The organism is Amycolatopsis sp. (assembly GCF_025464955.1).
Lineage (GTDB): Bacteria > Actinomycetota > Actinomycetes > Mycobacteriales > Pseudonocardiaceae > Amycolatopsis.
In genome coordinates this window covers 115,433-142,053 of sequence record NZ_JAODNM010000030.1, presented here as the reverse complement: position 1 = coordinate 142,053, position 26,621 = coordinate 115,433, and the positions used below count along the sequence as shown (strand labels likewise).

Below are 26,621 nucleotides of genomic sequence, written 5' to 3'. Positions count from 1 at the left end.
GGCGCGCGGCGGTTAGGCTGTGCGGGTGACGATCACCAGCTTCGCGTCCTCGTTCGAAACCGGTGATCCACAGCCGGTATCCGCAGGTGAAACCGCGCGGGTGGATGCCGGTCCCGGTCACTCGCCCACGGCGAAGACCGGCGTCGGCTTCACCGGTCTGCGAGCCTTGCGGTACGCGGCGGGCACCGACGCCCGGACGGTCCTGTTCGACGTCGAGATCGCGGTCACCGGGCACACCGAGCTGTCGTACGTGGTCATGCCGGCCTCCGACGAGCAGCCGACGTACCGCAGTACGTTCGTCGCGCTGGACGTGGAATTCGACGAAGGTCCAGCCGGGATCTCCGCGAAGGAGCAGGGCGAGTCGAAGCGGCTCTACCTCGACCAGTGGAATCTCGTCCGGCACGACCTCGGCGCGTTCGCGGGCCGGACGATCCGCCGGATCGTGCTCGTCGTCGACCCGCCGGAACGGGGCGGGACCGAGGGCGCCGTAGCCGGTTGGCTCGACGACGTCCGCATCGCCGAGCGGGAGCCGCAGGGCCCGATCGACCCCGTCGACCGCGTCCGGACGACCCGCGGGACGCACTCCAGCGACCAGTTCTCGCGGGGCAACAACTTCCCCGCCACGGCCGTGCCGCACGGGTTCAACTTCTGGACCCCGGTCACGAAGTCCTCGGTGACGAACTGGATCTACGAGTACCACCGCGGCAACAACGCCGACAACCGGCCGGCGCTCGAAGCGTTCGCGTTGAGCCATGAGCCGAGCCCGTGGATGGGCGACCGCCACACCTTTCACATCCTGCCCGGCGTCGGCGAGGTCAAGCAGGACCGCAAAGCCCGCGCGCTCGCGTTCAGCCACGACAACGAGACCGACCGGCCGCATCACTACGGCGTCGAGTTCGACAACGGGATCACCACCGACATCGCGCCGGCAGACCACGCCGCGCTGTTCCGGTTCGCCTTCCCCGGCAAGGGCGGCTGGCTGCTCTTCGACAACGTCACGAACCGCGGCGGTCTGCGACTCGACCCCGCCGGCCCCGGCAAACCCGCAATCATGACCGGCTACACGTGGGTCAAGAGCGGGCTCTCGACCGGCGCGCGGCGGATGTTCGTCTACGCCGAGTTCGACTCCCCCGCCACGGGCGGCCGCAAGCTCCGGAACCCGCCGTGGCGCACGGTCACCGGGTACCTGGAGTTCGAGACCCCGGTCGTCACCATGCGCATCGCGACGTCGCTGATCAGCCTCAAGCAGGCCAAGCGAAACCTGGCGCAGGAGATTCCCGAAGGCATCACGTTCGACCAGGTCCGCGCGAACGCCCGGCAGGCCTGGGCGGACGTCCTCGGCCGGGTCGAGATCGAGGGCGGCACGGACGACGAGCTCACGACGTTCTATTCGAACCTGTATCGCCTCTTCCTCTACCCGAACTCCGGCCACGAGCTCACACCGTCGGGCGAGCGGCACGCCAGTCCGGTGATCCCCCGATTGTGGCCCAGCACGCGCAAGCGCACCGGCGCGAAGGTCGTCGACGGGCAGATGTACGTCAACAACGGCTTCTGGGACACCTACCGCACCACCTGGCCGGCGTACGCGCTGTTCACCCCCAGCAGGTGCGCCCGCATGATCGACGGGTTCGTCCAGCAGTACCGCGAAGGCGGCTGGCTCACCCGCTGGTCCTCCCCCGGCTACGCGAACCTGATGACCGGCACCAGTTCCGACGTCGCCTTCGCCGACGCGTACCTCAAGGGCGTCCGGGACTTCGACGTCGACAGCGCCTACGACGCCGCGGTGCGCAACGCCACGGTCACTCCGACGAGCAAAGGCGTCGGCCGCAAGGGCCTGCACAGCTCGATCTTCCTGGGCTACACCCCGACGAGCACGGTCGAAGGCCTTTCGTGGGCCCTGGAGGGCTGCATCAACGACTTCGGCATCGCGAACCTGTCCGACGCGCTCGCCGCCGAACGCGGTCCGAAAGACCCGCGCCACCAGGAGTACCTCGACAACGCTGCCTACTTCCGCCAGCGGGCGCAGCACTACGTCCACCATTTCGACACCCGCGTCGGCTTCTTCCAGGGCAAGCAGCCCGACGGCCGGTGGCGAGCGGAGCCCGACGCGTTCAACCCGGGCGCCTGGGGCGGCGACTACGTCGAGACCAACGCGTGGAACACCATGTTCTCCGTGCCGCACGACGGCCCGGGACTCGCCGCGCTCCATGGCGGAGCCGGCGGCCTCGAGTCCAAACTGGACACTTTCTTCGCCACCCCGGAGACCGGACGCGACGTCGGCGCGTACGGCGGGCTGATCCACGAGATGACCGAGGCTCGCGACATCCGGCTCGGGCAGTTCGGCCTGTCGAACCAGCCCTCGCACCACATCCCCTACATCTACAACTTCGCCGGCGCGCCCGCGAAGACCCAGCGGATCGTGCGAGACGTCCTTTCGCGCTGCTTCCTCGGCAGCGAACTGGGCCAGGGCTACCCCGGCGACGAGGACAACGGCGAGATGTCGGCCTGGTACGTCTTCAGCGCGCTCGGGTTCTATCCGCTCGCGGTCGGGAGTCCGGCGTACGCCGTCGGATCGCCGCTGTTCACGAAGGTGACGATCCGCCTGGAGAACGGCAAGGACCTCGTCGTCAACGCCCCCGGCAACGACGCGGAGCACGTCTACGTACGCGATCTGCGGGTCGATGGCAAGCCGCACGGGGTGACGCTGGCGCATTCCGCAATCGCCGGTGGTGCCGTCCTCGACTTCGAGCTCGCGACCGAGCCGAGCGAGTGGGGCGTCGAGCCCGTCACGGCGTCCGCACCGGCTCCACTGACCGACCTGGCGGGCCAGGGACGCAGTCCCGACGCCGACGACGTCAGCGCGCTGTTCGACAACACGAGCCGCACCGAGGCCACATTCACCTCGGCGACACCCACGGTCGAGTTCACTGTCGCGGGTGAACCGAGGACTGTCACGATGTACACGCTGACGTCGGGTGCCCGTCGCGGCGACCCCCGATCATGGGTGCTCGAAGGCTCGGCCGACGGCGTGACCTGGTCGGTACTGGACGAGCGGCGCGGGCAGAGCTTCCGCTGGCGACGTCAGACCAGGCCGTTCGTCCTCGCTGAGCCGGCCGCGTACGCGCACTTCCGGCTTCGGATCACCGAAGGCACGTCCAGACGCGTCGCCTTCGCCCAATGGGAACTCCTGGCGGAACTCGGATGATCGCGAAGTTCTGGGAGTACGTGCGCGACCGGGCCATCGCCACCGACCCCGGTTACACCCGCCTGCGCCTCGGCCTGTCCGCGGTACTCGGGATCCTCATCGCCATCGTGGTGCTGAAACTGGTCGGACTGCCGCTGCCGATCATGCTGGTCGCCGCGATCGCGGCGATGATGACCGCGTTCACCGTCAACGACCCCACGCCCCAGGCGCAGGCAGTGACGCTGGTGCTGGGGTTCGTCGCCGGCGCGAGCCTGCTCACCATCGCGAGTATCGGGGAAACCGTGCCCCCGACGGACATCGTGCTGTTCGTGTTGCTGATCTTCGTGGCGGTGTACTGCCAGCGGTTCGGCAGCCGCGGGATCGCGCTGGGCTCGCTGAGCTTCTTCATGTTCTTCTTCGCGATGTTCCTGCAGATCCGGCTGCACCAGATCCCGACCGTTCTGCTCGCGTTGGCCGTCGGCATCGCGTCCAACGCGCTCGTCCGGTTCGTACTGCTGCCACGACGCCGTGAGGCTGAGTTTTTCCGGCTGCAGAAGGCTTTCCGCGCCCGGCTCGGCGCTGTCATCCGCGGAGCCGAGGGGTTTCTCGCGAGTAACGGCAGCGAGCGCAGCACCAAGCAGCTGCGGCGCGCCAACGCCCGGTTGCACGAGGCTGTGCTCCTCATCGACGACGCGGTGAACGACGTGTTCAACGGCGTCGAGGCCGACCAGCTGCGCAGGCGGTCGATCGAAGTCGAGTTGGCCGTGCAGTGGCTGTCGAAAACCGCACAGCGCACCTGTGCGAGCGATCTGGGCCCGGGGGTGCGCGACGAGTTGATCGCCTCGCTGCAGCGGTTCCGCTCGCTCATCGAGCGCGACCCGCATGAGGTGCCGCTGATCAGCGAAACCGGGGAATTCAGCAAAATGCTCGTCGAGGGAAGCCGCCTCGACGCCCACCCCAAAGCCGGTGATGAGTTGCGCCGCGCCATCGCCGAGCTGGCGGTCGCCGACGTCAAGGCCCAGCGCGTAGTCATCCACGACAACCTGGCCGCGCCCGAGCCGGAGCCGGCACCGGCAGAGAAGACCAAGGTCTTCGCCTACGACAACCAGACCCGCAGCGCGATCCAGGCCGTGATCGGTGCCGGCCTCGCCGTGCTCGGCGGGCAGGTGGTGTCCCATCAGCGCTGGTACTGGGCCGTGCTGACGGTGTTCGTCGTGTTCCTGGGGACGTCCTCGACCGGCGCCCGGTTCGTCAAAGGCGCGCGGCGGCTCGTCGGGACGCTGATCGGCATCTTCGGCGGGGTTCTGCTGACCCTGCTGGTCAACGGCAGTGTGCCGGCCATCCTCGCGCTGCTCATGGTGTCGATCTTCGGCATGGTGTACATGTCACGGATTTCGCAGGTCGTCATGGCGTTCTTCGCCACGGCCATGCTCAGCATGCTGTACAGCCTGCTCGGCACGTTCACCTTCGAAGTCCTGTGGATCCGGCTCGCCGAAACCGCCGTCGGCGCGGCCGCCGGGTTCCTCGCCGCCGTGGTGATCGTGCCGGTGCGCACGCGCGCGGTGATGGTCGGCGACATCGAGGACGTGCTCGGCGACCTCCACGACTTCCTCGACCAGACGAGCAAGCTGCTCACCGGCGCGGAGAACGTCAACGTCATCGAACTGTCCCGGGAGCTGGACCGGACCGTCGAAAAGGTCCGCGCCACCATCGAGCCGCTGACCCACCCGATCAACGTCAGCACCGCCCGCCGGGACTACGGCTGGTACGTGCTGACCACGCTGGAGACGATCGCCTACCGAGCCCGGCACGTCGCCGCGAGGTCCCAGCCTGGCGCACTTTCGGGTGAAGACCGTCGGCTGACCCTGTTCACCGACCGGATCATCGCCAACGTCGACGTCCTGACCTACGCCCTCGGCTCGCTCGGCACAACCAGGCACGGACAGCTCGTCCTCGACGACGGCACGCCCGTGTCGGACGAGGTCGCCGACCCGCAGGCACGGTCCGTACTGTCCAGTCTCGGCCAGCTCGACAACGCCGTCATCGCGCTGGGCCGGGCTTTCGACGTCGACGCGGTAGCCCCGGCACACGTCGTCGCGTAGAAAACACCCGGTCGGCATCGATCAAGTGGACAGTGACCGGACGCACCCGATCGGCGCAGGTCGAGGCGGATAACATCGGGGTAAGAAACCGAACGCTCACGCAGGAGATATCCAATGACGCAAGCCCCTGTCAACGTCACCGTCACCGGTGCGGCCGGCCAGATCGGTTACGCGCTGCTGTTCCGCATCGCGTCCGGCCAGCTGCTCGGCGCGGACACCCCGGTGAAGCTGCGGCTCCTGGAGATCCCGCAGGCGGTCAAGGCGGCTGAGGGCACCGCGATGGAGCTCGACGACGGCGCGTTCCCGCTGCTCGCCAGCATCGACATCTTCGACGACGCGAAAGCCGCGTTCGAGGGCACCAACGTCGCGCTGCTCGTCGGCGCGCGCCCCCGCGCCAAGGGCATGGAGCGCGGAGACCTGCTCGAGGCCAACGGTGGCATCTTCAAGCCGCAGGGCGAGGCCATCAACGCCGGCGCGGCGGACGACATCAAGGTCCTCGTGGTCGGCAACCCGGCCAACACCAACGCGCTGATCGCCCAGGGCCACGCCCCCGACGTCCCGGCCGACCGCTTCACCGCCATGACCCGCCTCGACCACAACCGCGCGCTCGCGCAGCTGTCGAAGAAGCTCGGCGTGTCGGTCACCGACATCAAGAAGCTCGCCATCTGGGGCAATCACTCCGCGACGCAGTACCCGAGCATCTTCCACGCCGAGGTCAACGGCAAGAACGCCGCCGAGGCCGTCAACGACCAGACGTGGCTCGAGGACACCTTCATCCCGACCGTCGCCAAGCGCGGCGCCGCGATCATCGAGGCCCGCGGTCTCTCCTCCGCCGCGTCCGCCGCGTCCGCCGCCATCGACCACGTCCACACCTGGGTCAACGGCACCCCCGAGGGCGACTGGACCTCGGCCGCGGTCGTGTCCGACGGCTCTTACGGCGTCCCCGAGGGCCTCATCTCGTCGTTCCCCGTCACCGCGAAGAACGGCAAGTACGAGATCGTCCAGGGCCTGGAGATCGACGCCTTCTCCCGCACCCGCATCGACGCCTCCGTCGCCGAGCTCGTCGAAGAGCGCGACGCCGTGAAGAAGCTCGGCCTCATCTGACGCCTGGCCGACTCGGACTCGTGAGTGTTCCGGCCGCTTCTAACCTGCTTCTAACCGGCCGGAACACTCACCAGCCCTAAGCCCGCCTGCACCTGGGTGATCCGCCGCATCGACTCAGCTTCGCTCAGTGCGAGCGTCGACAGCGTCGAAAGTGCGGCCACGTAAGGCTGCGTCTGCACCTCGTCGTCCAGGAAGACGCTCGACCGCATCAATTCGACGAGCACCAGCGGCCCTGTTGCAGGAAACTCCATCACTACGAACGATCCGAGCTGCCCCTCGTGCGGCCCAGCGCCCGCGGGCAGAACGCGAATCGACACATTCCGACGCTCACCGAGTTCACGGATCCGGGCGAGCTGCGTCGCCAAAACTCCGGCATCGCCGACCGACGTGAACAACGCCGGCTCACCGAGGAAGAAGATGAATTCCTGCCCCTCGGTGCTCAGGATCCGCTGACGAGTCGCTCTCGCGGCCAAGAGCATCTCGACCCGTTCCCGATCCGTGCCGGTCGCCAGCAGCCAAGCCCGCGCATAGTACATCGTCTGCAGCAAACCTGGAACCAGCATCGGCGCCCAGTTGGTGACTCGGCGGGCCTCTGACTCGCATTCCGCCAGAGTCACCATCGCCTTGGGCAACGACGCCAGCCCCTGGCCCCACCCCCACCAGCCTGACTCGTCCAAGCTTCGCGCTGCCGCCAGGAGCTCGTCTCGAAGAGCGCCGCGTACGCGATAGACGCCGAGCAACAGCGCCACTTCTTCGACGGACACCCGGCGACTGCCCGTCTCCAGACGCGACAACGCCGACTTGTCGCAGTCAACGGCCTCCGCCGCGTCTCGCATGTTCAGGCCGGCGTCTTCACGGCAGACGCGCAACTGCGTGCCCAGCGCTTTTGCCTTGACACCAGGGGATTTGTGAGCCAATGGGTCCTCCGGTGTCTCACCCTTGCAACAAGATTGCCACGACCGCCTGCGTGATTACGCTGGGGAGCACAGTACACACCGGAGGTAACCAATGTTGCATTGGCAGCAGGCGGCGGGGAAGCGTCATGCGCTCGATGGACCCGTGCCGAACGAAGGCGGGACGTTCACGACGTTGTGCGGAAACGAGGTGACCGTGCGGCGCACGGACGTCATCGAGCTCGGCGGGGATTGGCTCGATCCGACCTGTGTTTCCTGCGACAGTGCCTGGCGGGCAAGGTGAAAGCTCAAGATCGCGACCTGCTCGACAGCGTCCGCCGGCTCCACAGCACGCTCACCCAGCGGACTGTGCTGCTGACGCGGGTTCAGTCCAATGTGGACATCTTCGCCGAAGGACTGCGCGATCTGGGGCACGATTTCCACGACCTCGGCGGCCGGATCCTCACGCGAGTCACCGAACTCGACGCCGATCCCGACCACTCCCCTCGTCTGACGCCTCGCCGCGCCCGGACAGCCGACCGGCTCGCCGAACTCGTGGCCGAAAGATCTTGACGTCCAGGGCACCGGAAGCGCTACCGTTCCGGCGTGATCAACGAAGAGGCTGCCCGGCTGGGGGCAGACGCGGCACGCAAGTTGGCGGAGCTCGGCTGCTGTGACATCACGCCGGGCCTGACCGACGACGAATTCGCCGGCATCGAGGCGGAGTACAACTTCGAGTTCGCTGACGACCATCGGGCGTTCCTCGCCGCCGGACTGCCGGTGAACACGCCGCGTGTGCCGGAAGACGGCGTGTACTACACATGGGATGAGCCCTGGCCGGACTGGCGCAACGCCACAGCGGACGACTTGCGCTACCGCCTCGCCTGGCCCGCCGAGGGAGTGCTCAGCGACGTCGAGGAGGGCACGCTGTGGGACTCCAGCTGGGGCGAGCGCCCGGCGAACACGGCCGAAGCGCTGGAGACCGCGAAGCTCGAGCTGGCAAAACTGCCGAAGCTGATCCCGGTGTACGCGCACCGGTTCCTGCCCGCCGGCCGCGGCACCTTCGGTCATCCGGTGCTTTCGATCCACGGAACGGACATCATCTACTACGGCATGGACCTGTCCGACTACATCCACCACGAGTTCGGCGGCCCCGGCCTCGACCGCGGTGACGAGCGCTGGACCCCGAAGGCGACCGTGCCGTTCTGGAAGGACTTCCTGTAGCCGCAAGGATCCCCAGCGTGACGTGGCCATGCTTCATCCTCAGGACAGCTCACGTTCATGACGTCCACTTAGGTTCGTCTGGCGACCGAGCCCGAGGAGATCCCCATGTCCGACACGCCAAAACACACCGTCAGCCGCCGCGGCGCGCTGGGACTGCTCGGGGCCGCGAGCGCCGCGCCACTCCTCGGAGTAGGCACCGCGAACGCAGCGCCGCAGACCGCCGCGTTCGTGCCGAGCATCGGCAACGGCGTCACCCCCGTCCAGGGGCTGCACCTGCAGTTCGGCCGCGACCCGGCACGCCAGATGGTCGTCTCGTGGATCACCGACGGCTCGGTCAAGCGCCCGCGGGTGCTCTACGGCACGCTCGACGGCGGCTTCGGCGCCTGCGCCCAGGCCGACACCCGCACCTACGTCGACGGCACGTCCGGCCGCACGGTCTGGATCCACCACGCCGAACTCGACCGCCTTCGCCCGGGCACCGAGTACATCTACGCAGCTCAGCATGATGGCGCTACTCCTGATGCCGCGACGTTCCGCACCGCGCCGTCGGGCCGCTCGGTCTTCACCTTCACCAGCTTCGGCGACCAGTCCGCGCCGCAGGTCACTTGGAAGGCCGACGGCACGTCCGGCCTGGATGCGAACTCGACACCCGCCACCAAGGACATCGTCACCGGCATCGAGACCGTCGCCCCGCTGTTCCACCTGCTCAACGGCGACCTCTGCTACGCCAACCTCGACGTCGACCGCGTCCGCACCTGGAACAACTTCTTCACCAACAACACTCGCTCCACCCGCTTCCGCCCGTGGATGCCCGCCGCCGGCAACCACGAGATCGAGAAGCAGAACGGCCCGATCGGCCTCGACGCCTTCCAGGCCTACTTCCAGGTCCCCTCGACCGAAACCGACGCCGAACTCGCCGGGCTCTGGTACTCCTTCACCGTCGGGTCCGTGCGCGTGATCGTCCTGCAGAACGACGACAACTGCCTGCAGGACGGCGGCGACGTCTACATCAACGGCTACTCCGGCGGCCGCCAGCTCGCGTGGCTGCAACGCGAACTCGCCGCCGCGCGCGCCTCCCGGGACGTCGACTGGGTCGTCGTCGCGATGCACCAGGTGATGATCAGCTCGTCCGACGCCAACGGCTCGGACCTCGGCCTGCGCGAGAAGTACGGCCCCCTGTTCGACAAGTACAGCGTCGACCTCGTGCTCTGCGGCCACGAGCACGACTACGAGCGCTCTCTGGCCGTGCGCGGAGTCGTCTCCGGCAGCGAAACGCTCACACCGAACCCCGTTTCGGCCGCGACCGACGTCATCGACTCCACCCACGGCACTGTCCACATGATCCTCGGCGGTGGCGGCGTTTCCGGTACCACCAACGGAAGCTTCTTCAAGGACGGCACCGGCAAGGTCATCACCGCAGTCTCGGCGACAGCCGGCTCGAACGGCAAGCGCGTCTCGACCTTCGTCAAAGAGCAGACGGTCTGGAGCGCCGTCCGCGACATCGAACACCCCTACGGGTTCGCGGCTTTCACCGTCGACCCCGGTCGCCACCCCGGCGATACGACGTCGATCCACGTCACGTACTACAACGTCAACAAACCCTCCGGCGAGCTGTCGGTCTTCGAGAAGTTCACCCTGCGCCGACGTCGTTCAGACGGCTGAATCGGCTGAGTCGCTGTCGGAGGCCGTCCAGCTGCCCAGCAGCCGGATGGCCTCCTCGGTTCGAGACCCGGCCTCGACGTTGTACACGCAGAGCTTCTGGTCCGGGTCCCCCGGGATCTGCAGGACCTCGTAGGCGAAAACGAGCTCGCCGAACTCCGGGTGGTGGTGCCGCTTGATGCCGTGGTGGTGCCGCAGCACCCGGTGGTCGTTCCACCGGTCCGAAAACCCGGGACAGCGCAAGGTGAGCTCGCCGACGAGGTCGCCGAGCTGCCGGTCGTTCGGCCGCTGGCCGGCCTCCATCCGAAGAACCGCGGTGATTTCGGTGGCCGCCACTTCCCAGTCCGGGTACAGGTCGCGAGCCGCGGGGTCGAGGAGCACGAACCGGGCGAAGTTCCGCCGCGTCGCGGGCATGGCGTCGAAGTCGGTGATGACGGCCCGCGCGAGCCGATTGCTCGCCAAGACGTCCGTACGCCGTCCGAAAATGAACGCCGGGACGTGGTCGAGGGTCTCAAGTAGTCGGTACAGCCCAGGACGGACACGCTGCGGCGGCGAGGACGCATGCCTGGCCGGTGGACGAGACGACAGGTCAGTGAGGTGCTCACGTTCCGTGTCGTCGAGCCGCAGCGCACCCGCGAGCCCGGCAAGGACCTCGGCGGAAATGTTGCCGGACTTGCCCTGCTCCAGCCGCGTGTAGTACTCCGTGCTGACGCCGGCGAGCCGCGCGACCTCGTCGCGACGCAGCCCTTGCACCCGCCGCCGACGTCCGTCCGGCGCGAGCCCGGCGTCGGCAGGCTGCAGCCGCGACCTGCGCGAACGCAGGAAGTCGCCCAGTTCCGTGCCTTGAGACATCAGTCCATTGTGCCCTGGCGGCACGGCTGCCGCGCCGCCGAAGGTAGCCCTGCTGGTACCAGTTTCAGCGGGGCTTCTCTACGCCCCCAAACCCGCTGCCACGGCTGCTTGGCTGAGGACATGGCTTCCTCAACCTGGTTCATCACCGGCTCCAACTCCGGAATCGGCAGGCACGTAACCGAACACCTCCTGCGCGACGGACATCGTGTCGCCGCCACCGCGCGCAAGCCCGAACAACTCGACGATCTCGCCGAACGCTACGGCGACCGGCTGTGGACCGCGGCCCTCGACGTCACCGACGCCCACGCGGTGCGGACCGTCGTCGACCGCGCGTTCGCGGAACTGGGCCGCGTCGACGTCGTGTTCTCCAACGCCGGATACGGGCTCATCGGCGCCGCCGAAGAGTTCACCGACGCCGAAATCGACCGGCAGCTCGACACCAACCTGCACGGGCCGATCCGCCTGACCCGCGCGGTCCTGCCGCACCTCCGGGCCCAAGGTGGTGGCCGGATCCTGCAGACCTCCAGTATGGGTGGCCAGGTCACCTATCCCGGGGCGAGTCCCTACCACGCGGCGAAATGGGGCATCGAAGGGTTTCTCGAGACGGTGGCGGGTGAAGTCGCCGAATTCGGAATCGACATCACGCTCGTCGAGCCCGGCAATGTGCTGACCAGTTTCGCCGGGCCGTCGCTCGCCCTTGCCGAGCCGATGGACGAATACGCGAACGGACCGGTCGCGTCGCTCCGCCGGTTCATGACCGAACCCGATGGGGTGGTGTCAGCCCCAGCGTCCGATGTGGACAAAGTGGCCGACGCCATCATCGACTGCGCGTCAAGTCCGGCCGTGCGCAGGCTCGCCCTCGGTAGCGACTCTTTCCAGTCGATCCACGACGCGTTGAGCGGCCGCCTTACTGCACTCACCGCCCAACGCGTCGCTGCATTCAGCACTGACGCCAGCTGACGTCCTTGCCGGTTGTTGTGGTTATTACTGCGTTCTACCCTTCACGCCCAGCTGTATAGGTCGTTATACATCTAGCTGGGCAGCGTCCACCGCTGCTGGACAGCGGCGTTGCAGTCCCAGATCTGGAGCTGCGTGCTGTTCGCCGTCGAGGCCGATGGGTCGTCCAGGCACCGTCCGGACACCGAGTTGAGCAGTGAGCCGTTCGACTGCGCCTGCCAGACCTGCGCACCGGAACCGTTGCAGTCGTAGAGCTGGACTTTCGTGCCGTTCGCTGTGCCGGCCGACGTCACGTCCATGCACTTGCCGAGCGACTGCAGCGCGCCCTGGGCGGCCACGGTCCAGACCTGCGCACCCGTGCCGTTGCACTGGTAGAGCTGCACCGCGGTGTTGTTGGCCGAACTCGCGCCGCGAACGTCGACGCACAAGCTCGCCGACACGCCGGCCACGATCGGTCCGGCCGCTCCCCCGGTGCCGCCACCGCCACTGGTCGCCGTCCACACGAACGTCGTCGTGCCGGTCGCCCCGGTGCCATCGGTGGCCGTCACCGTCACCGTGCTGGTACCGGCGGCGGTCGCGGTACCGGAGATCGCGCCGGTACCACTGTTGACGGCCAGCCCGGCCGGCAAGCCGGTCGCGCTGTAGGTCAGGGTCTGGCCGGACGCGGAATCCGTAGCCTGGATCGGCAGGCTCGCCGCCGTGCCCACCGGGCTGCTCATGCCCTGCGGGTTGGTCACGGTGACCGCGTTACCGGTCGAGGTCGAGCTGACGACGAGGCTGCCGGTGAGCTGAGGGCTCGCCGACGTATCGCCCACCTGAATCCGGTAGGTGCCCACCGCGGTGGTCCAGCCGTTCGAGGCGGTGTTCCAGTAGGCGAGGTCGTGCGAGGTGATCGGGAAGCTCACCGTGGTGCTCGCACCCGGCTGCAGGGTCACCTTGGTGAAGCCCTTGAGCTGGGAGGGCGGTTCACCGGTGGTCGCCGGGTCACCGATGTACAGCTGCGCGACCTCGGATCCGGCGCGCGTGCCGGTATTGGTCACCGTGGCCGTCGCGGTGGACTTTCCGTGCGCGTCAGGGGCGCTCACCTGGAGGTTGCTGAAGCCGAAGGTGGTGTAGGACAGCCCGAACCCGAACGGGAACAGCGGGGTGATGTTCTTCGCCTGGTACCAGCGGTAACCGACGTTGAGCCCTTCGGAGTACTGCACGTTTCCGTTGGTGCCCGGCCACTGGGCCTGTGTCGACGCCGGGACGTCAGCCAGGCTCTTCGGGAAGCTGACCGGCAGCTTGCCCGAGGGGTTCACGTCGCCGAACAGCACCGCGGAGATGGCGTTGCCGTCCTCCTGTCCGGGGTACCAGCCTTCGAGGACACCGGCGACGGAGTTGACCCACGGCATGGTGACCGCGGAACCGGTGTTGAGGACGACGATCGTGTTCGGGTTGGCGGCCGCGACCGCGGAGATCAGGGCGTTCTGGTTGCCCGGCAGGTCGATGTTGCCGAGGTCGCCGCCCTCGGACTCGTTCATGCTGACGAAAACCACGGCCACCGACGAGTTCTTGGCCAGAGTCGCCGCGGTTCCGGTGTTGTCGCCGGCGGCGTACTGGACGTTCACCCCGGCACCCGCGCGGCTGGTAATGCCCTGCAGCGGCGTCACCGTGCCGGACGAGTTGACCGCCGCGCTCCCGCCACCGGCGGTCAGCGGGGAGGTGTTGGCGTCCGTGCCGATCACGGCGATCGACTTGGCCGACGTCGTGTTCAGCGGCAGCGCGCCGTTGTTGTTGCGCAGCAGCACAGTGCCCTGCTCGGCGATCTGCCGGGCAGCCGTCACGTGCGCGGCCGACGTCACGGTGGCGCCGGTCGAGCCGTGCGGGGCGTTGTCGAACAGGCCGAAAGTGAACATCTCGGTCAGGATCCGGCCGACCATACCGTTGAGGGTCGCCTGCGTGACCTGGCCGTTCGTAACGGCGGTCTGCAGCGCGGAGCCGAAGAAGTCACCGCCGGGCATTTCCTGGTCCATGCCCGAGTTGGCCGAGGCGACCGTCGAATGTGTTGCGCCCCAGTCGGAAGTGACGAAACCGGGGAAGCCGAACTGGTTGTCCAGCGCGTTGTTGAGCATGCCGGGGTTCTGGCAGGCGTAGGTGCCGTTCACGGTGCTGTAGGAGCACATCACCGACGACGCCGCGCCCTGCTGGACGCTGGTCTGGAACTGCGGGAGGTAGATCTCCTGCTCGGTGCGCGCGTCGATGATCGCGTTGTCCGAGGGGGTGTTGCGGTTGGTCTCCTGGTTGTACACGCCGAGGTGCTTGACCTGCGCGAGTTCACCGGTCGACTGGACGCCTTTGATGTTGGCCGCGCCGAGCTGCCCGGCGAGGTACGGGTCCTCGGACATCGACTCGAACGCGCGGCCCCAGCGCGGGTCGCGGACGATGTTGATCGTCGGGCCGAGGTCGATCGTGGAGCCCTTGCCTGCCTCCTCCGAACCGACCACGGCGCCGTACTGTTGTTCTGCGGCAACGTCCCAGGTCGCCGCGGCGGCGACCGGAGCGGGAAGCTGGGTGACCCCGTTCAGGCCCTCCCCCACGCCCGCCGGGCCGTCCTCGAGTCCGACAGCGGGCACACACAGCGCCGGGATGGCCGGCGTATTGCCGACGTAGGCGCCGCCCGTGCCGTGCAACAACGAGATCTTCTGGGCTTGGCTCATCTGGGCGAGTAGCTGCGAAACCCGTTGCGGTACAGGCGCGGTCGACCCGACCCAGGGACAGACGGCGTTGACAGCGGCGGGTGTGGCGTCGGCGGTCTGACCTACGACCGCCGCACCGGCGGCGAGGCCGATGACCCCGATCAGACTTAACCAGCGGCGAGCAAGCATGGTGTCTCCTCACTGAGCACACACAATCGGCACGAATAGCGACCGTGCTGCCCACGCGAAGCGATGAAGTGGTCTGGACCTGTAACGCGTATCAGCAGCGCTACGTACGGTTGCATATGTTGCGACCCGCAACAATTACGATTCGGTCAAGATGACGACGTCAATCAGCGAAACTGGTGAAACCATTCGGCTCAGCGGTCACCGGTACCGATGGACGGGACGTCTCCCGCCCCCGCAAGGAAACCCGGTACCCCCAGCAGCCGAATTGGACTACTGATTAGGCGGTGTTCCCCTACACCGCCGAGCGGCCTGCTCCCCCGCGCCTGGCTAGTGCATACCTGACGCTCGGACACTTCCCCACCGACTTCGCGCCCTGGTGGGCAGCGCACTGGCTCGTGGACGGATACGACGGCCCCGCATTACGGGAGCTCGCCGGCCTCAGCGCGTCCGAACCCCCGCAGATCCACGACCTGCTGCCGTCGACCTTTGCCGAGATGAGGATCGCACCACTAACCGAGGCTGCCGCCGCAGAGTTGGTCTTCAACGACCTCGCTCGGCTCTACTTGGCTGGACTCGCCGATGAACTTCAGGTCATCGGCACTGTCGAGCAGCTGGTCTCCGACTCGGCATATTCCGACGCGCTCCTCGCGCCCCCTTTGGCAGAGCTGTGCGGGTTCTACGACGAATGGGAGAGCGGCGGCTGGGGACGCCCGCAGTCCGAGCTCGCAACATTCGTCCGGGAGTCCTGCGTAAAACACGCCTCACGGGGTTCGTGGGACTCAAGTGGTTGAACGTGGAACTCGCGCACGGGGAGACGTATAGGACGTTATACAGCCAGAAGTGGCTGGGTGAAGGCCCAGTTGAGTGCGCCTTACGCCGTGAAGGTGGCCTTCACGGCACGTCGCAACGTCACACCTGCCACATCAGCCCCGCCAGTCACCCCGGACGACGTTCCAGCCCTGCACTGTCGTACGCCGAAGGCTGCCGCGGCCGCGGCCGCTTACGCTTCGGTGAGGCCTCGGCGCTTGAGCAGGGGCTCGATCTCCGGGTCGCGGCCGCGGAAGTTGCGGAAGGCGACCATCGAGTCGATGCTGCCTCCCCTGCCCAGCAGCTCACGGCGGAAGTGGTCGCCGTTGGCCCTGGTCAGGCCGCCGTTCTCCTTGAACCACTCGACGGTGTCCGCGTCGAGCACCTCGCTCCAGATGTACGAGTAGTAGCCGGCCGAGTAGCCGCCGCCGAAGATGTGCGAGAAGTACGTGCTCCGGTAGCGCGGCCGAATGCTGGACACCGCTACTCCTGCCTTCTCCAGCGCGGCCGCCTCGAACCGCAGCACGTCGTCGACTTGGTCGTCCACGCGCAGGCTGTGCCAGGCCTGGTCGAGCAGCGCCGCCGCGAGGTACTCGGTGGTCGCGTAGCCCTCGCCGTAAAGCTGCGACTCCAGCAGCTTGTCGACCAGGTGCCCCGGAAGCGGTTCACCGGTCTTGTAGTGCTTGGCGTAGTTGGCGAGGACCTCCGGCCACAGCATCCACATCTCGTTGACCTGCGACGGGTATTCGACGAAGTCGCGCGGGACGTTGGTGCCGGAGAACGTCGTGTACGTGACGTCGGAAACCAGCGAATGCAGCGCGTGCCCGAACTCGTGGAACGCGGTGATCACCTCGTCGAACGACAGCAGCGTCGGCTCACCGGCCGGCGGGCGCGGGATGTTGAGGTTGTTCACCACGACCGTCTGCGTCCCGATCAGCCTCGTCTGGTCGACGAAGTTGTTCATCCACGCCCCACCGCGCTTGGAGTCGCGCGTGTAGTAGTCGCCGAGGAACAGGCCGAGCCCGCTGCCGTCGGCGTCGAAAACCTCGAAGATCCGCAGTTCCGGGTGGTACTTCGGCAGGTCATGCCGCTCGACGAAGGTCAGCCCGTACAGCCGGTTCGCCGCCCAGAACACGCCGTCGACCAGCACTCGGTCGAGCTCGAAGTACGGACGCAGGGCTTCGGCGTCGACGTCGTATCGGTCGCGCCGGACCTTCTCCGCGTAGAACATCCAGTCCCACGCCTCCAGTGTCGCGCCGGGCTCGTCGAGCTCCAGCAGCGCCTGGAGTTCCTCGGCCTCGATCTTCGCGTTCGCCACCGCGGCAGGCGCGAGCCGCTCGAGCAGCCCGACCGCGGCTTGGGCGGTCTTCGCCGTCTCGTCGGCGATCACGTACGACGCGTGGTTCGGATGACCGAGCAGCGCCGCACGTTCGGCACGCAGGCTCGCGATCCGCGCCAGGCGCTCCTTGTTGTCGTACTCGTTGTCGTGGTTGCCGCGCGTGATCGACGCCGTGAACAGCCGTTCCCGCAACGCGCGGTTCTCCAATGACGCGAGCAGCGGCTGGTTCGTCGGCAGGTTCAGGTTCAGGACGTACTTGCCGGCCTCGCCCCGCGACGTCGCGGCTTCACCGGCTGCGGCCACCGCGTCCGCCGACAGCCCGGCCAGCTCGGCCACGTCGGAGACGACCAGCGCCGACGCGTTCGTGTCCTTCAGCAGGTTCTGGCCGAACTGCGTGGCCAACGACGAGAGTTCGCCGTTGAGCTCCCGCAACCGCAGCTGGTCCCGCTCCGGCAAGCCGGCGCCGGCGCGCTGGAAATCGGTGTGATAGCGCTGAAGCAGCCAGCTCGACTCCTCGTCGAGACCGAGTGTCGCGCGGGCCTCGAACAGCGTGTTGACCCGGCCGAACAGGTCCCCGTTCAGGTGAATCGAGTCGTAGTGCGCGGCCAGCAGCGGCGCGATCTTTTCCTGGACGGCTTCGATGGCCTCGTTGTTGTCCGAACCGGTGAGGTTGAAGAACGTCCCGCCCACCCTGGCCAACAGCCTGCCTGACCGTTCCAGGGCGACCACGGTGTTCTCGAACGTCGGCGGCTCGGCATTGTGCGCGATGGCCTCGACTTCGGCGGACTGCTCGGCCAAGCCGGTTTCGAACGCCGGGAGGTAGTGCTCGTCGGCGATCCGGTCGAACGGCGGCAGGGCGTACGGAAGCTCGCTGGGTACGGCGAACGGGTTGTCCTGCGAAATCATCGGCCTTGCTCCTGCTTCGTCGACTCACCTGGTAGGAGGTTCACCCTACTGGCGGCCGTGCCAAACCAAAGTAGGCTCAGCGAAGTCTGCCCTCCCGATCACCGCGGCACGGCGCGCTCAGCGGCCGGTGGTCCCGCCGACGACGGCATCGCTGGAACTCGGCGCGGCCTTGGCCCGGCCGCGACGCTTGGCCGGGGGCTTCGGCGGAGGTGGAACGATACCGCTCAGGTCGCCGCCGTTGTCGTTCGTCCGCAGGACAAAAGGCCTGGTCTCGGTATACCGCACGACCGAAACCGACGATGGGTCGACGACGATCCGCTGGAACGCGTCGAGATGCTGCCCGAGGGCGTCGGCGAGGATCGACTTGATCACGTCCCCGTGGCTGCACAGCAGCCAGATGGCGTTCTCGCCGTGCTCGGCGGTGATGCGTGCGTCGTGCTCCCTGACCGCGGCGACGGCCCTGGCCTGCATCGCGGCCAACCCCTCGCCGCCGGGGAACACCGCGGCCGACGCGTGTGCCTGCACCACGCGCCACAGCGGCTCTTTGAACAGCGTTTTGAGCTCGCGGCCCGTCCAGTCGCCGTAGTCCACTTCGGACAGCCGCGGCTCGACGGTCTTCGCCAGCCCGCGGGCCGTCGCGAGCGGAGTGACCGTCTGCTTGCAGCGCAGCAGCGGGGACACGACGAGCGCTACGAGCGGAACCGGTGCCAGGCGCTCGACCAGCGCGTCTGCCTGGGCGCGGCCGGTGTCGTCGAGGTTCACCTTCGGCGTGCGCCCGGCCAGGATGCCCGAACCGTTGGCCGTGGACTTGCCGTGCCGAAGCAGGATGACGGTGCTCACGACGCAACCATACGTAGTGCCACGGCGACCTTCGCGCGCCTCCCACCCACTGGCGTCAGGTTGCGGGACCCGCGTCCGGCGCCAATGCGCCGGTGAAGACGAGCACGAAGAGCACCACACCGAGCGCGATGCGGTAGACGATGAACGGCAGGTAGCTCTTCGTCTTGATAAATGCCATCAGCCAGGCGATGACCACATAACCGACCGCGAACGCGACGAGGGTGGCGAGGATGGTCGGGCCCCACTGCGCCGGGACGCCGTTCTTGCCGATGTCGGTGAGCTTGTAGAGCCCCGACCCGAACACCGCGGGCACGGCGAGCAGGAACGCGTACTCGGTGGCGTCGGCGCGGGTGTAGCCGAGCAGCAGCCCCGCGCTGACCGTGCCGCCGGACCGCGACACCCCCGGCACGATGGCGAGTGCCTGCGCGAAGCCGAATCCGAGGCCGTGCGGGACGGTGAGGTGGTCGAGGTCGCGGGTTTTGCGGCCCACCCGGTCGGCAATCCACAGGATGACGCCGAACACGATCAGCATGGTCGCGGTGATGCGCAGGTCGCGGAAGGAGTGGTCGATGGCGTTCTGGAAGAACAGCCCGAGTACGACGATCGGCAGTGAACCGATGATGATCAGCCAGCCGAGGCGCGCGTCCGGGTGACCTCGCCAATCCTTCTTGAACAACGAGTAGAACCAGGCCACCAGCACGTGGCCGATCTTCTTCGAGAAGTACAGGATGACCGCGAGCTCGGTGCCGATCTGGGTGACCGCGGTGAACGCGGCCCCCGGATCGTCCCAGCCGGCGAGCGCCGCGGTGATCCGCAGGTGCGCGCTCGAGGAGACCGGCAGGAACTCCGTCAGGCCTTGGACCAAGCCCAGTACCAACGCTTCGAACCAGCCCATGTCAGACGGCCCCCGCCGCGGTGAAATGACCAGTGACCCGATAAGCGTGTTTTATGGCGTTTCGCACGGTTGGTGACACTAACGGGGCCATTCGCCACGACACTACTTACCTTGCGTAAAGCCCGGCCAGGCCAACGACTAGGCTCGGCCGCCGTGGAAAAGCGACAGCTCGGCCGCTCGGGACTCCGGGTGTCCCGGATGGCCCTCGGCACGATGACCTGGGGCGACGACACCGACGCCGAAGAGGCGGCCAGCCAGCTGGTCGCCTTCGTCGACGCGGGCGGGACGCTGGTCGACACCGCGGACATCTACACCGAGGGCGAGGGTGAACGCGTCCTCGGCTCGCTGCTCGGCGACCTCGTCCCGCGCGACGACATCGTCCTCGCCACCAAGGCTGTGGCCCGGCGCACCGACGGGCCGTTCGGCGGCGGCGCGTCCCGCGGGGCCCTGCTTTCCGCGCTGGACGGCTCCCTGCGGCGGCTCGGCGTCGATCACGTCGACCTCTGGCAGCTGCACGCCTGGGACAACACCGTGCCCCTGCACGAAACCCTCGCCGCGCTCGACTTCGCCGTCTCCAGCGGAAAGGTGCGCTACACCGGGGTGTCGAACTACTCCGGCTGGCAGCTCGCCACCGCGGCCGCGTCCCCCACGACCGCGCAGCTGATCTCCGTGCAGATGGAGTACTCGCTGGTCGAACGCGGGGTCGAACGCGAACTCGTGCCCGCCGCCCTCCACCACGGCGTCGGCATCCTGCCTTGGGCGCCACTGGGTCGCGGCGTCCTCACCGGCAAGTACCGCACCAGCACGCCGGCCGATTCACGCGGCGCGTCCGCGGCCTACGCCGGGTACGTCGAGCAGCATCGCACCGACCGGGCGTCCCGCATCGTGCAGGCCGTGGTGACCGCCGCGGACGGCCTCGGCACCTCGCCGCTCGCGGTCGCGCTGGCCTGGGTGCGCGACCAACCGGGCGTGGTCGCTCCCGTCGTCGGCGCGCGTGACACCGGGCAGCTCACGGGGTCGCTGGCCGCCGAAGACATCACGCTCCCCCGGGCGATCAAGTCCGCGCTCGACGACGTCAGCGCGATCGACTTCGGCTACCCGGAACGCGGGACGGGCCGGTGAATCGGCCAGTCCGCGGACCGGTGCGCACAGTGATTCGCACCGTGATCAGTGCGACTTGCGGGTGACACGGACGTGACGACTCGGGAATCCTGGGGGAAACTAGCCATGACAGTCCACCGACAAAACGCTGGAGGCCACTCAGTGCGACGGTTCGCCACCAAATCGCTGGTCGCGATCCCGCTCGCGGGTGTGCTGCTGGTTTCGGGCTGTTCGGGCAAGCAAGGGCCGTCGGACAGCCTGCAGGTCGTCGCGAACCCGGTCGCGGCGGTCGCCGCGGTGTCCCCAGTGGCGGCGAAGAAGCCGGTGGGTCAGGTGCTCGCGGAGCCCTCCTCGGTGACGGCCGTCGCGAACGACCCGTCGACCCGCACCCTCGCCGTCGCACTGACGAACCCGCCGTCGCTGCGGCTGTACAGCCTCGACGACCTCACCGCCGCACCGCGCACGGTCGCGCTGGCCGGGCCGGTCGAGCACCTCAGCGTGTCGCCGGGCCAGTTCCTCGCCAGCGTCCCGACGAAGTCGCAGATCGCCAAGATCACCGCTCTCGCGGGCCACGTCACCGAGCTCCCGATCAAGGGCATCCCGTCGGCCGCGATCACCGTCGGCGCGCAGACCTACGTCGCCGTCCGCGACCGCAAGGAGATCGACGTCCTCGACGGTGACAAGGTCACCAAGACCATCGGCGGCCAGCTCTACAGCGCCGACGACATCCTGACCGCGGGTGACACCACGATCGTGCTCGACCGGCTGCGCACCGCGGTGTTCCGGGTCGACGTCGCGGGCGGCACGGTCGCCGAGGGCCTGCGCGCGGGCGACGGGGCGACCAACGCCGTCGCCGACTCGTACGGCCGGGTGCTGGTCACCGACTCCCGCGACAGCTCGCTGCTCGCCTTCTCCGCCGATCCCCTGCTGATGCGCCAGCGCTACCCGGTGCCAGGCGGGGCGTACGGAATCGCGTATGACGCTCAACGCAACCTCGCCTGGGTCACGTTGACCAGCAGCAACGAGGTCGTCGGCTTCGATGTCCGCGGTGGTGAACCGGTCGAAAAGTATCGCTTCGCGACCGTACGGCAACCCAACTCGGTTACCGTCGATCAGCAGACCGGTCACGTGATCGTCGGCTCGGCCGCCGGAGAAGGGACCCAGGTGATCTCACCATGACGGCTGTCGACGAGGCGGTGGTCGAAGGGGATTGGGAGTACCGCCCGCTGCGGATACCCCCGGAGGTGTCTCGGCGGGCGGCGGCAACGCAGCTCTCCATCCACGCGGAATTTGCCGGCTGGGAGCTGGCGAACGTCCGGCTCTACTCCGACGGCACGCGGCGCGTGTGGTTGCGGCGCAAGCGAACCGCAGCCATGCGGGCGTTGCCGGGCCTGATCACCTGACCGCCGGTATGGGGGCGTCGTCGGTGCTGGAGCTGACGGCGTGTCTGTGCGAAGCGGGCGTCCCGGTCTGGATCGCGGGCGGCTGGGGCATCGACGCGCTTGTCGGGCGCCAGACGCGGACGCATCGTGACCTCGACCTGATCCACGACGTCACCCACGAAGCCACGGCACTCACGGTGCTGAGCGTCCGAGGATTCGCCGAGATGCTCGACGCGCGACCGGTCCGTTTCGTGCTGGAGCGCGAGGATGGCCTGGAGCTGGACCTGCATCCCATCGCCGTCGCGCCGGATGGCTCGGCCCGTCAGTCCGCGGACGATCAGGGCGGGTTCTTCGACTATCCGGCGGACTGTTTCGTGACCGGTGTCATCGACGGCGTCGTCGTGCCGTGTGTTTCCGCGGCGCAGCAGGTCTACTTCCACCAGGGTTACGAACCGACCGAGCGCGATCTGCACGACATGGCTCAGCTACGCGCCGCTTTCGCCATCACCACCCACTTCTGACACCCTGGCCACCATCGCAACTCGACGGCGAGTTGCGGTACTTAGCGCCCGCAACTATCGCAACTCGACGGCGAGTTGTGGTCAGCGGGAGCGCTGGGTGGCGTGGACGATGGCGGCGAGGCGCGGGAGGATCTGCGCGGCGGCCTCGAGTGGCAGTACATGCCCGGCACCCTGGATGACGATGGCGGTGCCGTTCTCCACCGCGCCGGCGAGCGACTCGACGTCCTCGGCCGGGATCAGCCTGTCCCGCTCACCCACGATCGCTGTCAGCGGTGTGCCCGCGGCCAGCAGCAGCGCGGCCTCGCGGGCGTACGCGTCCAGTGCCGGCCTGAACAACGCGATCGTGTGCGGCCAGTTGCCGCGGATCATCTGCACGGTCAGTTCGACGTCTTCGGGCGCCGGGTCGTCACCGAACAACCACCACCGCAGGCCCGCGCTGACGGCCTTGCTCGTGTGCTCCCGAACCAGGCCGACGATCTTCGAGCCCAGCACCGAACCGAGGTCTCTCACCAACCTGCCCAGCGCGTTCGGCCACGCCGCCGAAGCCTCCGTCGCGAGCCCGCCCGCCGACGTCGCCAGCAGCACGAGCCCGGCGACACGCTCGGCGAACAGCTCCGGATGCCGCTGGGTCAGCGACATCACGGCGAGGCCGCCCATGTCGTGCCCGACCAGCACCACGCGGCCGGTGGGAACGGCGCCTTCGAGGAGCTCGGCGAGGTCGTCACCCAGCCTCGCCATCGTCGCGTCCGCCCGTGACACCCGCCCGGAGCCGCCGTGGCCGCGATGGTCGTACGCGAGCACGTTGACCGGGCTTTCGACGGCGTCCGGCAGCAGCGGTGCCAGTCGCCACCAGCTGCGGTGGTCGAGCGCGTAGCCATGGGAGAACACGACGGTCACCGCCGCTGCCGGGTCGCCCCACCGGGCCACCCGCAGCAGGGTCCCGTCCGCGAGCTCGAACGAGGTCATCAGGAGGAACGCAGGAACCTGTCCAGTACGCGGACGCCGAACTTCAGCGCGTCCACCGGCACCCGCTCGTCGACGCCGTGGAACAGCGCGGAGAAGTCGAGGTCCGCGGGCAGTTTCAGCGGGGCGAACCCGAAGTTGCGGATGCCGAGGGATTGGAACGCCTTCGCGTCCGTGCCGCCGGAAAGCATGTACGGCAGCGTGCGGGCACCGGGGTCTTCGGCGAGCACCGCGGCTGTCATCGCCTCGACCAGCGCGCCGTCGAAGGTGGTCTCCACCGGTGGGAGTTCCATCCACTCCTTCTCGATGTCCGGGCCGAGGATCTCGTCGAGCTCGGAGTTGAACGCCTCGAGCCTGCCGGGCAGGATCCGGCAGTCCACCGCGGCTTCGGCGACCGACGGGATGACGTTGGACTTGTAGCCGGCGGTCAACATCGTGGGGTTCGCGGTGTCGCGGAGCGTCGCGCCGATCATGCGGGAGATGTTGCCGAGCTTGGCGACCGCGCCGTCGATATCGTCCTCCGGGAAGTCCCAGCCGGTGATCTCGGTGACCCCGTCGAGGAACTCACGCACAGAATCGGTCATGACCAGCGGGAACCGATGGTTACCCAGCCGGGCGACCGCTTCCGACAGCTTCGTGACCGCGTTGTCGTGGTGGATCATCGAGCCGTGGCCGGCGGTGCCGCGCACACGCAGCTTCATCCAGCGGATACCCTTTTCGGCCGTCTCGATCAGGTACGCGCGGACGTTGTCCTTCAGCGTGATCGAGAACCCGCCGACCTCGCTGATGGCCTCGGTGACGCCTTCGAACAGCTCCGGGCGATTTTCGACCAGCCACTGCGCGCCGAACTGGCCGCCGGCCTCCTCGTCTGCGACGAACGCGAACACGAGGTCGCGCGGCGGCACGATCCCGTTCAACTTGTAGTGCCTGGCCAGTGCCAGCGTCATGCCGACCATGTCCTTCATGTCGACCGCGCCGCGGCCCCAGACGTAGCCGTCCTGCACCGCGCCCGAAAACGGATGGACCGACCACTCCGAAGCGTCGGCCGGCACCGCGTCGAGATGCCCGTGGATCAGCAGTGCGCCGCGACTCGGATCGGCTCCGGGCAGGCGGACGATGACGTTGTGCCGGTTCTTGCCACCGGACTCGACGTAGGTGATCTCATAACCGGCGTCCGTGAGCTTCTCCGCGACGTACTCGGCCGCGACTCGCTCGCCGACCAGGGTGTCCGGGTCACCGGTGTTCGTCGTGTCGATGCGGATCAACTCGCTGGTCAGCGTCACGGCTTCGGCGGCGGCTGTCTCGATCAGGTTCGGTTCGCTCACCCGGCATTCCTACCATTGCCCAGGCCGGACTAGCCCACGGCGAGGGTGATCTTGCCGCCGCTGTGGCCCTCGGCGCTCTCGCGCTGCGCGTCGGCGGCCTCGGCCAGCGGGTAGTTCCTGCCGAGCTGGATGTCCAGCTTTCCGCTGGTCACGCCCTCGGTGACGACCTCGAGCAACGGGACCCGGGTGTCGCTGTCGCCCCCGGAGAACGTGATGCCGAGCGCGAAGGCGCTGGCGTCGGCGATCGTGATGAGCCGCTCACTTCCGCCCAGCAACTCCACGGAGTCCGGCAGTACGCCGTGGCCGCTCGCGTCGAAGACCGCGGAGACCGGTTGCGGCGCGGCCTCGCGGACCCGCTCGGCCCAGCCGTCGCCGTAGAGCACCGGGATCGCGCCGAGGGACTTGATGTCGTCGAGGTTCCGCTGTCCGGCCGTGCCGATGACCGTCGCGCCGAGGGCGACCGCGAGCTGGGTCGCGAACCGGCCGACGCCGCCGCTCGCACCGTGGATCAGCAAGACGTCATCCGCGGTCACCGCCAGCGCGCGCAGCACCCGCAACGCCGTCTCCCCGAACACGGGCACAGCGGCCGCCTGCTCCCACGACAGAGACGCCGGCTTCCGGATTACCGCCGAGGCCAGCGCGTACTCGGCATACGAGCCGGTGTCAGACCAGCCGAACACCTCGTCACCGACAGCCAGATCCGTACCGTCGCCGACGGCGTCGACCACTCCGGCGAGCTCGGCACCCGGGATCGTCACGCCGTCGAGCGGCGCGCCCTGGGCCATCCCGCCGCTGCGGATCTTCCAGTCGAGCGGGTTGAGCCCGGCGACCCGGACGGCGACCCGCACCTGGCCTGCACCCGGTTCGGGCGTGGGAACGTCCTCCTCGCGCAGGACTTCGGGACCGCCGTACTCGGCAAAGGTGATGGCACGCATGCTTGGTCGTCTCCTCGGATCAGTGGCTGGCCACACAGTTCTACCGCCAAAGCCGAAAACGCGCGCGCCGCCGCCAATGCCCTTACGAGGGAGAACCCACACCGTCCGCCAGGTACTGGGTGACGGCGTCGATGACGAGCTGCGCGGCCCGCTGCATGAAGACGTCGTCCGGGCTGAGCAACCACTGGATCTGCAGGCCGTCCATCACCGCGATCACCGCGGCGGCGCCGTCGGTGACGCCGACGTCGTCGCGGGGGCGTCCAGTGCGGTCGGCGATGGCGGCGGCGATGGTCGCCCGCAGGCTGGCCATGCGGTCGCGGAAGTACTGCTGAGCCGGATGACCGTCGGTCACCGACTCCGCCGCCAGCACCGAGAACGCCTGCACGATCCCCGGTTTGCCCTCGTTCTCACCGACTGTCCGCACGAGGTGCGGAAGCAGCGCGGCACCCTCGGGCGGCTCGCCCGACAGGCCGTCGACGCCCCGGCCGTCGCGGTAGCGCAGCACCTCGATGAGCAGCCGGTCCTTTGACCCGAAATGGTGAAGCACGCCCGCGTGTGTCATGTCGGCGCGCTCGGCGATCTCGGTCAGCGACGCGTTATGGAACCCCCGCTCGCTGAACACCCCGAACGCCGCGCGGAGCACCGCCTCGCGACGCTGGGCCGTCTTGACCTGCCGCTTGGTGACCCTGGGTCCTTCGGGCGCGGCGTCGACCGCCACTCGGTCCGTCACGCTCCGAGTCCTCCTCCTGGTCCACGGCGGGACCT

General features: G+C 68.2%; 23 protein-coding genes. 13 read left to right on the top strand and 10 right to left on the bottom strand.

Going from position 1 to position 26,621, the window contains the following annotated elements; genetic code table 11:
- The first annotated feature begins 25 nt into the window (after positions 1 to 25).
- The 3 genes from JWQ81_RS05420 to JWQ81_RS05410 all read left to right on the top strand — a co-directional run bounded on the left by JWQ81_RS05420 (position 26) and on the right by JWQ81_RS05410 (position 6,390).
- Positions 26 to 3,205, top strand: a complete 3,180-nt coding sequence (locus JWQ81_RS05420; RefSeq protein WP_297538142.1) for a GH92 family glycosyl hydrolase — start codon at positions 26 to 28, stop codon at positions 3,203 to 3,205.
- Entirely contained in the window at positions 3,202 to 5,286 is a 2,085-nt protein-coding gene (locus tag JWQ81_RS05415) for an FUSC family protein (RefSeq protein WP_297538140.1), read from the top strand. The genes JWQ81_RS05420 and JWQ81_RS05415 overlap by 4 nt, the downstream gene beginning before the upstream one ends.
- A 114-nt stretch (positions 5,287 to 5,400) precedes the next feature.
- Positions 5,401 to 6,390, top strand: coding sequence for a malate dehydrogenase (locus JWQ81_RS05410; protein WP_297538138.1), 990 nt, complete (start codon positions 5,401 to 5,403; stop codon positions 6,388 to 6,390).
- Positions 6,391 to 6,440: 50 nt separating this feature from the next.
- Here JWQ81_RS05410 and JWQ81_RS05405 read toward each other — a convergent pair whose 3' ends face one another.
- Positions 6,441 to 7,307 carry a helix-turn-helix transcriptional regulator gene (locus tag JWQ81_RS05405; protein WP_297538136.1) on the bottom strand — a complete coding sequence of 289 codons (867 nt, stop codon included), beginning with the start codon at positions 7,305 to 7,307 and terminating at the stop codon, positions 6,441 to 6,443.
- Between the two features lie 91 nt (positions 7,308 to 7,398).
- On the opposite strand from JWQ81_RS05405, the gene JWQ81_RS05400 reads away from it, so the two are divergent.
- From JWQ81_RS05400 to JWQ81_RS05385, 4 genes are all read left to right on the top strand, one after another.
- Positions 7,399 to 7,587: a zinc finger protein gene (locus tag JWQ81_RS05400; protein WP_297538134.1), complete on the top strand. Its 189-nt coding sequence runs from the start codon at positions 7,399 to 7,401 to the stop codon at positions 7,585 to 7,587.
- Positions 7,584 to 7,856, top strand: coding sequence for a hypothetical protein (locus JWQ81_RS05395; RefSeq protein WP_297538132.1), 273 nt, complete (start codon positions 7,584 to 7,586; stop codon positions 7,854 to 7,856). The genes JWQ81_RS05400 and JWQ81_RS05395 overlap by 4 nt, the downstream gene beginning before the upstream one ends.
- 33 nt (positions 7,857 to 7,889) lie before the next feature.
- Positions 7,890 to 8,507, top strand: a complete 618-nt coding sequence (locus JWQ81_RS05390; protein ID WP_297538130.1) for a hypothetical protein — start codon at positions 7,890 to 7,892, stop codon at positions 8,505 to 8,507.
- A gap of 105 nt (positions 8,508 to 8,612) precedes the next feature.
- Positions 8,613 to 10,169 carry a metallophosphoesterase family protein gene (locus tag JWQ81_RS05385; RefSeq protein ID WP_297538129.1) on the top strand — a complete coding sequence of 519 codons (1,557 nt, stop codon included), beginning with the start codon at positions 8,613 to 8,615 and terminating at the stop codon, positions 10,167 to 10,169.
- Here JWQ81_RS05385 and JWQ81_RS05380 read toward each other — a convergent pair.
- Positions 10,158 to 11,018, bottom strand: a complete 861-nt coding sequence (locus JWQ81_RS05380; protein ID WP_297538128.1) for a helix-turn-helix transcriptional regulator — start codon at positions 11,016 to 11,018, stop codon at positions 10,158 to 10,160. The genes JWQ81_RS05385 and JWQ81_RS05380 overlap by 12 nt on opposite strands.
- A gap of 120 nt (positions 11,019 to 11,138) precedes the next feature.
- Here JWQ81_RS05380 and JWQ81_RS05375 point away from each other — a divergent pair, with 120 nt between their 5' ends.
- Positions 11,139 to 11,978, top strand: coding sequence for an SDR family oxidoreductase (locus JWQ81_RS05375; protein ID WP_297538126.1), 840 nt, complete (start codon positions 11,139 to 11,141; stop codon positions 11,976 to 11,978).
- A 71-nt stretch (positions 11,979 to 12,049) separates the two neighbouring features.
- Here the strand turns inward: JWQ81_RS05375 and JWQ81_RS05370 are convergent, their stop codons facing one another.
- On the bottom strand, positions 12,050 to 14,842 hold the full coding sequence (locus JWQ81_RS05370; RefSeq protein WP_297538124.1) for a glycoside hydrolase family 3 C-terminal domain-containing protein: 2,793 nt from the start codon (positions 14,840 to 14,842) through the stop codon (positions 12,050 to 12,052).
- Positions 14,843 to 15,126: 284 nt separating this feature from the next.
- Between JWQ81_RS05370 and JWQ81_RS05365 the strand changes: the two genes are divergently transcribed.
- Entirely contained in the window at positions 15,127 to 15,633 is a 507-nt protein-coding gene (locus JWQ81_RS05365) for a hypothetical protein (protein ID WP_297538122.1), read from the top strand.
- A gap of 209 nt (positions 15,634 to 15,842) precedes the next feature.
- Here the strand turns inward: JWQ81_RS05365 and JWQ81_RS05360 are convergent, their stop codons facing one another.
- From JWQ81_RS05360 to JWQ81_RS05350, 3 genes are all read right to left on the bottom strand, one after another.
- Complete coding sequence (locus tag JWQ81_RS05360) at positions 15,843 to 17,894, bottom strand: M3 family metallopeptidase (protein WP_297538120.1); 2,052 nt, start codon at positions 17,892 to 17,894, stop codon at positions 15,843 to 15,845.
- 117 nt (positions 17,895 to 18,011) lie between these two features.
- Positions 18,012 to 18,734 carry an MSMEG_4193 family putative phosphomutase gene (locus JWQ81_RS05355; protein ID WP_297538118.1) on the bottom strand — a complete coding sequence of 241 codons (723 nt, stop codon included), beginning with the start codon at positions 18,732 to 18,734 and terminating at the stop codon, positions 18,012 to 18,014.
- Between the two features lie 55 nt (positions 18,735 to 18,789).
- The gene (locus JWQ81_RS05350) at positions 18,790 to 19,629 is read right to left on the bottom strand and encodes an undecaprenyl-diphosphate phosphatase (RefSeq protein WP_297538117.1); all 840 of its coding nucleotides are present in this window, start codon (positions 19,627 to 19,629) and stop codon (positions 18,790 to 18,792) included.
- Between the two features lie 153 nt (positions 19,630 to 19,782).
- Between JWQ81_RS05350 and JWQ81_RS05345 the strand changes: the two genes are divergently transcribed.
- From JWQ81_RS05345 to JWQ81_RS05330, 4 genes are all read left to right on the top strand, one after another.
- Positions 19,783 to 20,751: an aldo/keto reductase gene (locus JWQ81_RS05345; RefSeq protein WP_297538115.1), complete on the top strand. Its 969-nt coding sequence runs from the start codon at positions 19,783 to 19,785 to the stop codon at positions 20,749 to 20,751.
- A gap of 141 nt (positions 20,752 to 20,892) precedes the next feature.
- Complete coding sequence (locus JWQ81_RS05340; protein ID WP_297538113.1) at positions 20,893 to 21,909, top strand: hypothetical protein; 1,017 nt, start codon at positions 20,893 to 20,895, stop codon at positions 21,907 to 21,909.
- Positions 21,906 to 22,133 carry a DUF5703 family protein gene (locus JWQ81_RS05335; RefSeq protein WP_297538111.1) on the top strand — a complete coding sequence of 76 codons (228 nt, stop codon included), beginning with the start codon at positions 21,906 to 21,908 and terminating at the stop codon, positions 22,131 to 22,133. Before JWQ81_RS05340 ends, JWQ81_RS05335 begins: the two co-directional genes overlap by 4 nt.
- Positions 22,134 to 22,156: 23 nt before the next feature.
- Complete coding sequence (locus tag JWQ81_RS05330; protein WP_297538109.1) at positions 22,157 to 22,633, top strand: hypothetical protein; 477 nt, start codon at positions 22,157 to 22,159, stop codon at positions 22,631 to 22,633.
- 81 nt (positions 22,634 to 22,714) lie between these two features.
- Here JWQ81_RS05330 and JWQ81_RS05325 read toward each other — a convergent pair whose 3' ends face one another.
- From JWQ81_RS05325 to JWQ81_RS05310, 4 genes are all read right to left on the bottom strand, one after another.
- The gene (locus tag JWQ81_RS05325) at positions 22,715 to 23,599 is read right to left on the bottom strand and encodes an alpha/beta fold hydrolase (RefSeq protein WP_297538107.1); all 885 of its coding nucleotides are present in this window, start codon (positions 23,597 to 23,599) and stop codon (positions 22,715 to 22,717) included.
- Positions 23,599 to 24,921, bottom strand: a complete 1,323-nt coding sequence (locus JWQ81_RS05320) for a M20/M25/M40 family metallo-hydrolase (protein WP_297538105.1) — start codon at positions 24,919 to 24,921, stop codon at positions 23,599 to 23,601. Before JWQ81_RS05320 ends, JWQ81_RS05325 begins: the two co-directional genes overlap by 1 nt.
- Before the next feature lie 29 nt (positions 24,922 to 24,950).
- Entirely contained in the window at positions 24,951 to 25,856 is a 906-nt protein-coding gene (locus JWQ81_RS05315) for an NADP-dependent oxidoreductase (protein ID WP_297538103.1), read from the bottom strand.
- Between the two features lie 82 nt (positions 25,857 to 25,938).
- The gene (locus tag JWQ81_RS05310) at positions 25,939 to 26,586 is read right to left on the bottom strand and encodes a TetR/AcrR family transcriptional regulator (RefSeq protein WP_297538101.1); all 648 of its coding nucleotides are present in this window, start codon (positions 26,584 to 26,586) and stop codon (positions 25,939 to 25,941) included.
- Positions 26,587 to 26,621 lie beyond the last annotated feature (35 nt).

Excerpts from the sequence above, each read along its gene's own strand:
- JWQ81_RS05415 (WP_297538140.1), top strand. The coding sequence starts at position 3,202 with ATGATCGCGAAGTTCTGGGAGTACGTGCGCGACCGGGCCATCGCCACC.
- JWQ81_RS05410 (WP_297538138.1), top strand. The coding sequence starts at position 5,401 with ATGACGCAAGCCCCTGTCAACGTCACCGTCACCGGTGCGGCCGGCCAG.
- JWQ81_RS05400 (WP_297538134.1), top strand. The coding sequence starts at position 7,399 with ATGTTGCATTGGCAGCAGGCGGCGGGGAAGCGTCATGCGCTCGATGGA.
- JWQ81_RS05385 (WP_297538129.1), top strand. The coding sequence starts at position 8,613 with ATGTCCGACACGCCAAAACACACCGTCAGCCGCCGCGGCGCGCTGGGA.
- JWQ81_RS05380 (WP_297538128.1), bottom strand. The coding sequence starts at position 11,018 with ATGTCTCAAGGCACGGAACTGGGCGACTTCCTGCGTTCGCGCAGGTCG.
- JWQ81_RS05375 (WP_297538126.1), top strand. The coding sequence starts at position 11,139 with ATGGCTTCCTCAACCTGGTTCATCACCGGCTCCAACTCCGGAATCGGC.
- JWQ81_RS05370 (WP_297538124.1), bottom strand. The coding sequence starts at position 14,842 with ATGCTTGCTCGCCGCTGGTTAAGTCTGATCGGGGTCATCGGCCTCGCC.
- JWQ81_RS05360 (WP_297538120.1), bottom strand. The coding sequence starts at position 17,894 with ATGATTTCGCAGGACAACCCGTTCGCCGTACCCAGCGAGCTTCCGTAC.
- JWQ81_RS05350 (WP_297538117.1), bottom strand. The coding sequence starts at position 19,629 with ATGGGCTGGTTCGAAGCGTTGGTACTGGGCTTGGTCCAAGGCCTGACG.
- JWQ81_RS05335 (WP_297538111.1), top strand. The coding sequence starts at position 21,906 with ATGACGGCTGTCGACGAGGCGGTGGTCGAAGGGGATTGGGAGTACCGC.
- JWQ81_RS05325 (WP_297538107.1), bottom strand. The coding sequence starts at position 23,599 with ATGACCTCGTTCGAGCTCGCGGACGGGACCCTGCTGCGGGTGGCCCGG.
- JWQ81_RS05315 (WP_297538103.1), bottom strand. The coding sequence starts at position 25,856 with ATGCGTGCCATCACCTTTGCCGAGTACGGCGGTCCCGAAGTCCTGCGC.